Raw genomic sequence first — 8,971 nt, 5'->3', positions numbered from 1 at the left:
GACCGGTTCCGGTCGCCCGCCGCGCGGTTGTCGTGCCGGGCGGACTCAGCCCTTCACTGCTCCGGTCAGCCCGCCGACGATCCGACGCTGGAACAGGCTGAAGAACAGCAGTGCCGGAAGCATCGACAGGGAGGTGAACGCCAGCACCTTGGCCGTGTCGACCGAGTACTGCGACGCGAAGGCCTGCACGCCGAGGGGCAGCGTGAAGGTCTCCTCCCGGTTGAGGATGAACAGCGGCAACAGGTAGCTGTTCCAACTGTTGATGAAGGTCAGGATGGCCACGGTGACCACCCCCGGCAGGGACAGCGGCAGCACCATCCGCCAGAAGAAGCCGAGCCGGCCGCAGCCGTCGATCGACGCCGCCTCCTGGATCTCGTCCGGGATGGCCCGGACGAACGGCACCAGGATGATGATCGTCATCGGGATGGCGAACCCGATCTGCGGCAGGATCACCCCGGGCAGCGTGTTCATCAGCCCGAGCGTCCTGACCAGGATGTAGAGCGGGGTGATCGCCACGGTGAGCGGGAACATCAGGCCGGCGGCGAAGAGCGAGTACATCGCTCCCCGGCCCCGGAACCGGTAGCGGGCGAGGATGTAACTCGTCATGAGGCCGAGCGTGATCACACCCGCGGTGGTGACCACGGCGACGATGGTGGAGTTGAGCACCTGACGCCAGAACACCTCACCGGTCAGCACGTCGAGGTAGTTGCCGGTCTGCCACGGACTCGGCCAGCCCGCCGGGTCGTTGGTGATCTGCGAGTTCGTCCGGAAGCCGCCGAGGATGATGTAGACGACCGGGGCCAGCATCGCCCCGATCAGCAGCACCGCGACCAGATACACGGCCGGGTCGCCCCGGCCCGTCTTCCGGCGCGCCCGGATCGGCCCGCGCGCGGCTACGGCGGTCGCGGCCATCAGTTCCTCCCTCCGGTGATCGCGCCCTCGGTGTCACGGCGCAGGACGAACCGCTGGTAGACCAGCGCCACGACGAGCGAGACGGCGAACAGCACCACGGCCACCGCGTTGCCGTACCCGTACTCGCCGGCCATCCGGCCGTTGGCCACCATGTACGTGGCCATCGTCGACGTGCCCGCCGTCGAGGCGATGTACTGGCCCCAGATGATGTAGACGAGGTCGAACAGTTGCAGGGCGCCGATCATCGACAGGAAGGCCCAGATCCGGATCGTCGGCCCGAGCAGGGGCAGGGTGATCCGGCGCTGGATCTGCCAGTAGGACGCCCCGTCGATCGCCGCCGCCTCGGTCAGCTCCTCCGGGATGCCCTGCAGGCCGGCGAGGAAGAGGATCACGGCGAAGCCGATGTACTTCCAGGTGAGGATGCCCATCAGCGTCCAGATGGCCTTGTCCGGGTCGGAGAGCCAGTCGCTGCTCAGCCAACCCATCCCCAGATCCTCGAGCAGCGCGTTGACGGCGCCGTTGCCCTGGAGCAGCAGGCTCCAGCCGGTACCGACGACCACCTCGGAGATCACGTACGGGACGAAGACGAGGACCCGGATGAGGGTCTGGCCCCGCATCTTCCGGTTCAGCAGCAGGGCGAGCAGGAGCGCGGCCGGCCCCTGCAGTACCAGCGACAGCACGACGATCGCCGCGTTGTGCTGCAGGGCGTCGACGAACGTGCCGTCCTGGAAGATCAGCACGTAGTTGCGCAGGCCGACGAACTCGGTGGGTGGGCCGTACCCCTGCCAGCTGAAGAAGCCGTAGTAGGCGGCCATGGCGACGGGAAGGATGACGAAGGACAGGAAGACGAGCAGTGTCGGCCCCGTCATCAGCGCGATTTCCAGCCGGGCGGGCCAGCCGATGCCCTTGCGGCGACGGCGCCGGGTCGGGGGCGGCACGACAGGCGTGCCACCCCCGACCGTCGTCATCTCCGCCGACCGGTCCTGCGCGAGCTGCACGCTCTCGCGGTCTGTGTCGAACATGAGGTGGTTATCTCACCGACCGCTGGGCGGCGGTCTTGACCGCGCTGACGATGTCCTCGGGGGTGCCCTTACCGGCCAGCAGGTTCACCACGGCGGTGTTGAGGGCGTTGCCGACGTTCTGCCCGTAGACCGTGTCGAGCCACTGCGAGACGTACGGGGCCTTGCTGTAGGCCGCGAGTACGGACTTCAGGTGCGGCTCGGTCACCGCGGCCTGCGCCTCGCTGTTCACCGGCGGCGCCTGGAACGCCGTGTAGTACGCCTGCTGCACGGGCGTCTGCACCATGAAGTTGAGGAAGGCGGTGCACTCCGCCTTCGGGGCCTTCGCGGAGCAGGAGTACCCGTCGACGCCGCCGAGGATCGCCCCGGGCTCACCCGCGCCGCCCTCGATGCTGGGGAACGGGAACCAGTCCAGGTCAGGCAGCGGCTTCTGGTCCGGCGTCAACGAGCCGATGACGCCCGGGTTCCAGGCGCCCATGAGCTCCATCGCCGCCTTGTGGTTGGCGAGCAGACCGGCCGAACTGTTCGCGCCCTGCTGGGCCGAGGTCGTCAGGAAGCCGTTGTTGAACGGCTGCGTCGCGGCGAACTGCTGGACGTCCTGCCCGGCCTTCAACCAGCAGGGGTCGTCGAAGTTCATGGTCTTGGCCGTCTCGGTGAGCGTGGCCGTGCTGCACTCGCGCAGCGCGAAGAAGTAGTAGTAGAAGGCGGCCGGCCAGGCGTCCTTGGCGCCGATGGCGATCGGCTGGGTGCCCGAGGCCTTCAGCTTGTCGACGGCGGTCTGGAGCTCGGCGAGCGTGGTCGGCGTCTGGGTGATGCCGGCCTTGGCGAACAGGTCCTTGCTGTAGAAGAAGCCGCCGGGCAGGACCGCCACCGGCATCGCGTAGACCTTGTCGTCGATCGTCTGCGCCTTGAACGACCCCTCCGAGACCACCTTCTTGGTCGCGTCGGTGATCCCGCCGGTGATGTCCATCAACTGGCCGGCCTTGACCATCGCGGCCATCTTGCCGCCGCCGCGCTGCAGGAACACGTCCGGGGCGTCCCCGGAGTTCAGCGCGGTCTGCAGCTTGCCGTCCAGGTCCTCGTTCTGGATCGACTGGATCTCGATCGTCACGTTCGGGTTGGCAGCCTGGAAGTCGGCGACGGTCTTCTCCCAGAACGCCTTGCCCGGACCCGTCGAGGCGTTGTGCCAGAAGCTCATCGTGACCTTGCCGCCACTACCGCCGTCACCCTCCGAATCCCCGGAACCACAGGCGGCCGTTCCCAGGACGCCCGTCGCCAGGACTACCGACAGAGTCAGTAGCTTTCCTGCCCTCATCAACCTGTCCTCTCTGCCGAATGTGCCCAGCTGAGCCTTCTGGGCGAACGGAGACGTCGGTCCCGGCTGTCCAGGGTGGACGCGAGGGCCGCCGTCCCCCCGTCGACAGGCGCCGTCCGGCGGAGGGGCTCGCAGCCACTCGCAGTCGCCTTCGTGCCCGCCGGACGTCACATCATCTGTCTATCGACGGGCAAAGACTCGCAGAGGGAACCGAAAAACTCAAGACACGTTTCGGAAACTTCCAGGGCCGGTACCAGCGAGGTGGGGGTGGCCCGAGCAGCACGGTTTGCCGGTGCGAGCCGGCGGCACCGTGGTGTCTTGTACCGGAGGAGTTCCGGAAGGTCCGCCGCTGGTGCCCGGAGTGCCGAGCCGGCTGCCGCCGTCGGCTTTCGGGGTGACGACCGCTCCCGTACGGCCCCGGGGGCCACGACCAGGGGCCGGCCGCCACCGGTAGGGTGCGGTCCGTGGAGGTCGGGCGGTCCGGGGACGCGGTGGCTCCCGGGAGCCGGGACGCCGGAGGTTCACCGTACGGAAAGCCGCCGCCCGACTGCCGGTCGTCTGCGCCGGGTTGGATTCCAGGTCGATCAGAGACCTGCTCCACCCCCACGTCAGGAGGCGATCGTGCCCCGTATCCTGCCCACACTCGGACTGGCCGGTGTGCTGCTGGCCGCGGCCGTGGCCGTACCGGTCAGTCAGGCCGAGGCCCGGGACGACGACGAGCGGACCCGTCCGGTGGCCGGTGACCGGCCGCTGGTGATCGCGCACCGCGGCGCCAGCGGCTACCGGCCGGAGCACACCCTGGAGGCCTACCGGCTGGCGATCCGGATGGGGGCCGACTTCATCGAGCCGGACCTGGTCCCCACCCGGGACGGAGTGCTGGTGGCCCGGCACGAGAACGAGATCTCCGGTACGACGGACGTCGCCGACCACCCGGAGTTCGCCGCCCGGCGCACCACGAAGAGCATCGACGGGACGGCGGTGACCGGCTGGTTCACCGAGGACTTCACCCTGGCGGAGCTGCGGACCCTGCGGGCGAAGGAACGGCTACCCGAGGTCCGGGTGACCAACACCGCGTTCGACGGCACGCTGCCGGTGCCGACCCTTCAGGAGGTCATCGACCTGGCCCGGAGCGAGAGCCGGCGGTTGGGCCGGACCATCGGGATCTACCCGGAGACCAAGCACCCGAGCTACTTCCGGTCGATCGGCCTGCCACTGGAGGAACCACTGGTCCGGGTGCTCGAGCAGAACAGGCTGACCGGCAAGAAGGACGGGGTGGTCATCCAGTCCTTCGAGACGGCGAACCTGCGTCGGCTGGCCCGGATGACCGACGTCCGGTTGGTCCAGTTGCTGGACGCCACCGGCCGGCCGTACGACTTCACCGTCGCCGGCGACCCGCGCAGTTACGTCGACCTGGTCAGGCCGGAGAATTTGCGGTGGATCGCCGGCTACGCCGACGGCATCGGTACGAACAAGAATCTGCTCGTGCCCCGGGACGCGGCCGGCCGGCTGCTCACGCCGACCACCGTGGTCCGGGACGCCCACCGAGCGGGCCTGGTCGTGCACGCCTGGACCTTCCGGGCGGAGAACCAGTTCCTGCCGGTGGACTTCCGGACCGGTGCCGACCCGAACGCCCGGGGCGACATCATCGCCGAGTACGAACTCTTCTACGGGCTCGGTCTGGACGGGGTGTTCAGCGACCACCCGGACACCGCGGTGGCGGCCCGGGCCGGGCTGCGTTGAGCACGGCGCGGGCCGGTTTGGGCTGACGCCGTTTTCGTGGGGACGGCGGGTGCTGCCGGCCGGGTATCGGAACGGATGCCCGGCCGGCGGCACCCGGTTCGTGATATGAACGCTGGGTGACGGTGCATATCAGGATAAGACGGACCGTCTGTGGTGGCGGCTGAGCAGCGGGGCCACCTCGGTGACTCCCGCAGCGTTGGCCGGGCGACCTTCCTGGAGCTCTTCCTCGACCTGGTGTACGTCTTCGCGCTCACCCGGCTCTCCCAGCGCCTGACCGACGACTTCACCGTCAGCCGTCGGACCATGCTCTCCGAACTGGGTCAGACCAGTCTGGTCCTGCTCGCCCTCTGGCAGGTGTGGCTGTTCCACGCCTGGGCCACCAGCCGGTTCGACCCCCGACGGATCGAGATCCAACTGCTCACCGTGGCCACCATGTTCGGCGCCATGATCATGGCGGTGTCGCTGCCGCAGGCCTTCGGGGACCGTGGCGAGATCTTCGCGGTCACCTTCGTCGCGCTCCAGTTCGGCCGGTCGGCGTTCCTGGCGCTGGCGCTGCGCGGACACCACCGGCAGCCGTCGACCGTCCGGATCCTGTTCTGGGTGGCGCTCTCCTCGGCGTTCTGGATCGCCGGGGCGCTGACCGGCGGACTGGGCCGGGGCCTGTGCTGGACCGCCGGAGTCGTCCTGGACTTCGTCGGCGCCGCGCTGCGCTGGCCGACCCCCGGACTCGGCCGCTCCGACGCCCGCAGCTGGGGCGTCGGCAGCACCCACCTGGCCGAGCGGTACCAGCAGATCCTGCTGATCGCGGTCGGCGAGGCGATCCTGCTGATCGGGTTCGTGCTCAGCAACGTCGGCTTCGCCATCGAACGGACCACCACGTTCGTGGCGGCCTTCGTGGTCACCGTGCTCTTCTGGCGGATCTACTTCTACCAGGCGGGACGGCCGTTGGCCGACGCGCTGGCCCAGGCCACCGACCCGCTGCGGTTCAGCCGGGCCGCCGGCTACACACACCTGATGATGTTGTGCGGGATCCTCACCACCGTGGTCGGATACGCGCTGGTCATCGCCGACCCGTTCCAGCCCCGGGACTTCAGCTGGCTCGGGCTCATCCTCGGCGGTCCGGTCCTCTTCCTGCTCGGCCGGATCTGGTACGAACGTGAGGTGTTCGGCCGGGTCGCCCGCAGCCGCTGGTTCGGTCTGCTCGGCTACGCGCTGCTCACCCCGGTCGCGGTGGTCGTACCGCTGCTGGCGGTGCCGCTGCTCGCCACCGCCGTACTGGCCGGGGTGGTGGTCGCCGACGCGGTACGGGACCGGGGTCATCTGCTGATCGAGCCGAACCCGCCGCTGTGACACCGGTCGGCGTCCTCCGCACCCGGACGTTTAGCCCCCGACAGGTGGGTATCCGGCGGGCCGGGCACGAAGGGAGCGGAGCATGGCCGACGGCACGCCGGACTACTTCCGGCCCGAGGGCGGCTTCGTACTCACCACCCTGCTGATCGTCCGGGACGTCGACCGGTCCCGCGAGTACTACGAACGGGTGCTCGGTGCCGAATGTGTCCGCCTCCGCGACCCCTGTGTGCTGCGCTTCCACAACAGCTACCTGGTGCTCAACACCGAGGGCGGACCGACCGACGACAAACCGACCGTCCGGGCCCAGGCCCCGACCAGCTCCGACGTACTGAGCTGCGCGATGAACATCCGGGTCACCGACGTCCGGGCGGTGTACGAACAGTGGCGGGCCAGCGGCGGCGAGTTCCTCACCGAACCGAAGGACCACGGGCTGGAGATCCGCTGCTACCTGCGCGACCCGGACGGCTACCTGATCGAACTCGGCCAGGGCACCGGAATCCTGGCCGAGCAGGGCGAAGCCTGACCCCGACCGGTGCGCCGGGCCGGGACCGGGAACTCGAGCACCGTCCGAGATCATCGCAACCAGTCGCAGAAGAGGTGCTCCACCAACGCCCCGGCGACCGCGAACGCGTCGCGGCGACTCGCCCGGTAGACCTGGCGGCGGTTCAGCTCCCGGATGTCCGACCGGGTCCGGTGCTTGCGGGACCGGTCCAGCCAGCGGCTGAGCAGCGCCTCCACCGCCGCCGCCCGGCCCACCGTGGCAGCCACGGCCACCCCCAGCACACCCAGCGCCACCTGTGCCAACGTTGAGCCCGGAAACACCAGCAGCAGCGGCACGGCGACGATCAGCAGCGTCCAGCCCAGCCAGCTGGCGAGCACCAACCACACCGCCCACCAGTACGGGCGGCGTTCCCGCAGCCGGTCGAGTTCCCGGTGGTTCAGTTCGCCGACCACCATCGGACACCTCCTCGGGACGAGGCGTCGTCGATCGGGGCACCGTCGATCAGGACTGCCGGCCGCCGACACGTCGTGGAAGGGCGTCCATCACCGTACGATCGGCGGTCAAGCCCCGCCGGTCCCGGCGGGATCGGACCGGCCCGGCGCCGGAAGACCCGGACGCCCGACACTGCGCTGGAGGCGCGATGCTGCTGCCGGCACTCGACGGGAGACATCCGGACCGGGCCGACGCGGTCCGGATCGGGGACGAGACCGCCTCCTGGGCGCGGCTGCGGGACGCCGCCGAAGCGGTCGCGACCCGGATCACCGGCGCGCCGGCGGTCGCCGTGCACGCCACCCCCACCCTGGCGACCGTGGCCGGGGTGGTCGGCGGGCTGCTCGCCGGGGTGCCGGTGGTGCCGGTACCGGCCGACGCCGGTCCGGTCGAACTGCACCACATCCTGACCGACTCCCGCGCGGCGCTGCTGCTCGCCGACGACCCGCCGACGGTTCCGCTCCCGGTACCGGTCGAGCCGGTCGGCCGGGGGCGGCCACCGTCGGCCGGCCGGTTCACCGAACCTCCCGGTACGGCACCCGCGCTGCTGCTCTACACCAGCGGCACCACCGGGGCGCCCAAGGGCGTGCTGCTCAGCCGGGACGCGATCGGACACGACCTGGACGCGCTCGCCGAGGCGTGGGCCTGGTCCCCGGACGACGTACTGGTGCACGGACTGCCCCTCTACCACGTGCACGGGCTGGTGCTCGGGGTCCTCGGGGCGCTGCGGGTCGGCTGCCGGCTGGTGCACACCGTACGGCCGCAGCCGGACCGGTACGCCGCGGCCGGCGGGACGCTGCTGTTCGGCGTACCGACGGTCTGGTCGCGGATCGCGGCCGACCCGGCGTCCGCGCGGGCACTGAGCCCGGCGCGCCTGCTGGTCTCCGGTAGCGCGCCGCTGCCGGTCCCGGTCTTCGACCGGCTGCGTGAGCTGACCGGGCAGCGGCCGGTCGAGCGGTACGGCATGACCGAGACCCTGATCACGGTCAGCACCCGGGTCGACGGTGAGCGTCGGCCTGGACACGTCGGACTCCCGCTACGCGGGATCGCCACCCGGCTGGTAGACGACACCGGGGCCCCGCTGCCCGCCGACGGGGAGAGCGTCGGTGAGCTGCAGGTGACCGGCCCGACCCTGTTCAGCGGCTATCTGGGCCGGCCGGAGGCGACCGCCGCCTCGCACACCCCGGACGGCTGGTTCCGCACCGGCGACGTGGCGACCATCGGACCGGACGGGCAGCACCGGATCGTCGGCCGGGCCAGCACCGACCTGATCAAGAGCGGCGGCTACCGGATCGGCGCCGGCGAGGTGGAGAACATGCTGCTGAGCCACCCGGGGGTCCGGGAGGCGGCGGTGGTCGGCGCCCCGCACCCCGACCTCGGCCAGGAGATCGTCGCGTACGTCGTCGCCGACGGCGTCACCCCGCAGGCACTGATCGACTTCGTCGCCACCGGACTCTCCCGGCACAAGCGGCCCCGGCGGGTGCACCTGGTCGACGCGCTGCCCCGCAACCCGATGGGCAAGGTGCAGAAGCACACCCTGTTGTCCTGAGCGGTCGGCCGCCGACCGCCGGGTCGGCGACCGGGCCGTCCGTGAGGCCGCCGGCCGGTGACCGGGCCGGCCGACACCCGGCCCGGCGGGGTGAT

Annotated in this window: 8 protein-coding genes; 4 read left to right on the top strand and 4 right to left on the bottom strand. The window is 70.5% G+C overall.

The window, feature by feature from the left end:
- Nucleotides 1-45 precede the first annotated feature (45 nt).
- From ABGB05_RS32440 to ABGB05_RS32430, 3 genes are read right to left on the bottom strand one after another with little or no spacing between them, the layout of a single operon-like run.
- Entirely contained in the window at nt 46-912 is an 867-nt protein-coding gene (locus tag ABGB05_RS32440) for a carbohydrate ABC transporter permease (RefSeq protein ID WP_347657769.1), read from the bottom strand.
- Nucleotides 912-1,934 carry a sugar ABC transporter permease gene (locus ABGB05_RS32435; RefSeq protein WP_347657768.1) on the bottom strand — a complete coding sequence of 341 codons (1,023 nt, stop codon included), beginning with the start codon at nt 1,932-1,934 and terminating at the stop codon, nt 912-914. The genes ABGB05_RS32440 and ABGB05_RS32435 overlap by 1 nt, the downstream gene beginning before the upstream one ends.
- 7 nt (nt 1,935-1,941) lie before the next feature.
- Nucleotides 1,942-3,129: an extracellular solute-binding protein gene (locus ABGB05_RS32430; RefSeq protein ID WP_347657767.1), complete on the bottom strand. Its 1,188-nt coding sequence runs from the start codon at nt 3,127-3,129 to the stop codon at nt 1,942-1,944.
- 738 nt (nt 3,130-3,867) lie between these two features.
- Here ABGB05_RS32430 and ABGB05_RS32425 point away from each other — a divergent pair.
- The 3 genes from ABGB05_RS32425 (at nt 3,868) to ABGB05_RS32415 (ending at nt 6,859) form a co-directional block, all read left to right on the top strand.
- On the top strand, nt 3,868-4,986 hold the full coding sequence (locus ABGB05_RS32425; protein WP_347657766.1) for a glycerophosphodiester phosphodiesterase: 1,119 nt from the start codon (nt 3,868-3,870) through the stop codon (nt 4,984-4,986).
- 153 nt (nt 4,987-5,139) lie between these two features.
- Nucleotides 5,140-6,336: a low temperature requirement protein A gene (locus ABGB05_RS32420; protein WP_347657765.1), complete on the top strand. Its 1,197-nt coding sequence runs from the start codon at nt 5,140-5,142 to the stop codon at nt 6,334-6,336.
- An 82-nt stretch (nt 6,337-6,418) separates the two neighbouring features.
- Nucleotides 6,419-6,859 carry a VOC family protein gene (locus tag ABGB05_RS32415; RefSeq protein WP_347657764.1) on the top strand — a complete coding sequence of 147 codons (441 nt, stop codon included), beginning with the start codon at nt 6,419-6,421 and terminating at the stop codon, nt 6,857-6,859.
- 50 nt (nt 6,860-6,909) lie between these two features.
- Here ABGB05_RS32415 and ABGB05_RS32410 read toward each other — a convergent pair whose 3' ends face one another.
- The gene (locus ABGB05_RS32410; protein ID WP_347657763.1) at nt 6,910-7,293 is read right to left on the bottom strand and encodes a hypothetical protein; all 384 of its coding nucleotides are present in this window, start codon (nt 7,291-7,293) and stop codon (nt 6,910-6,912) included.
- Between the two features lie 185 nt (nt 7,294-7,478).
- Between ABGB05_RS32410 and ABGB05_RS32405 the strand changes: the two genes are divergently transcribed.
- Complete coding sequence (locus ABGB05_RS32405) at nt 7,479-8,876, top strand: acyl-CoA synthetase (RefSeq protein WP_347657762.1); 1,398 nt, start codon at nt 7,479-7,481, stop codon at nt 8,874-8,876.
- Nucleotides 8,877-8,971 lie beyond the last annotated feature (95 nt).

The sequence above is a fragment of the Plantactinospora sp. B5E13 genome (genome assembly GCF_039871775.1).
In the GTDB taxonomy this organism is placed as follows: domain Bacteria; phylum Actinomycetota; class Actinomycetes; order Mycobacteriales; family Micromonosporaceae; genus Plantactinospora.
This window is presented reverse-complemented; position numbering and strand designations above follow the sequence as displayed.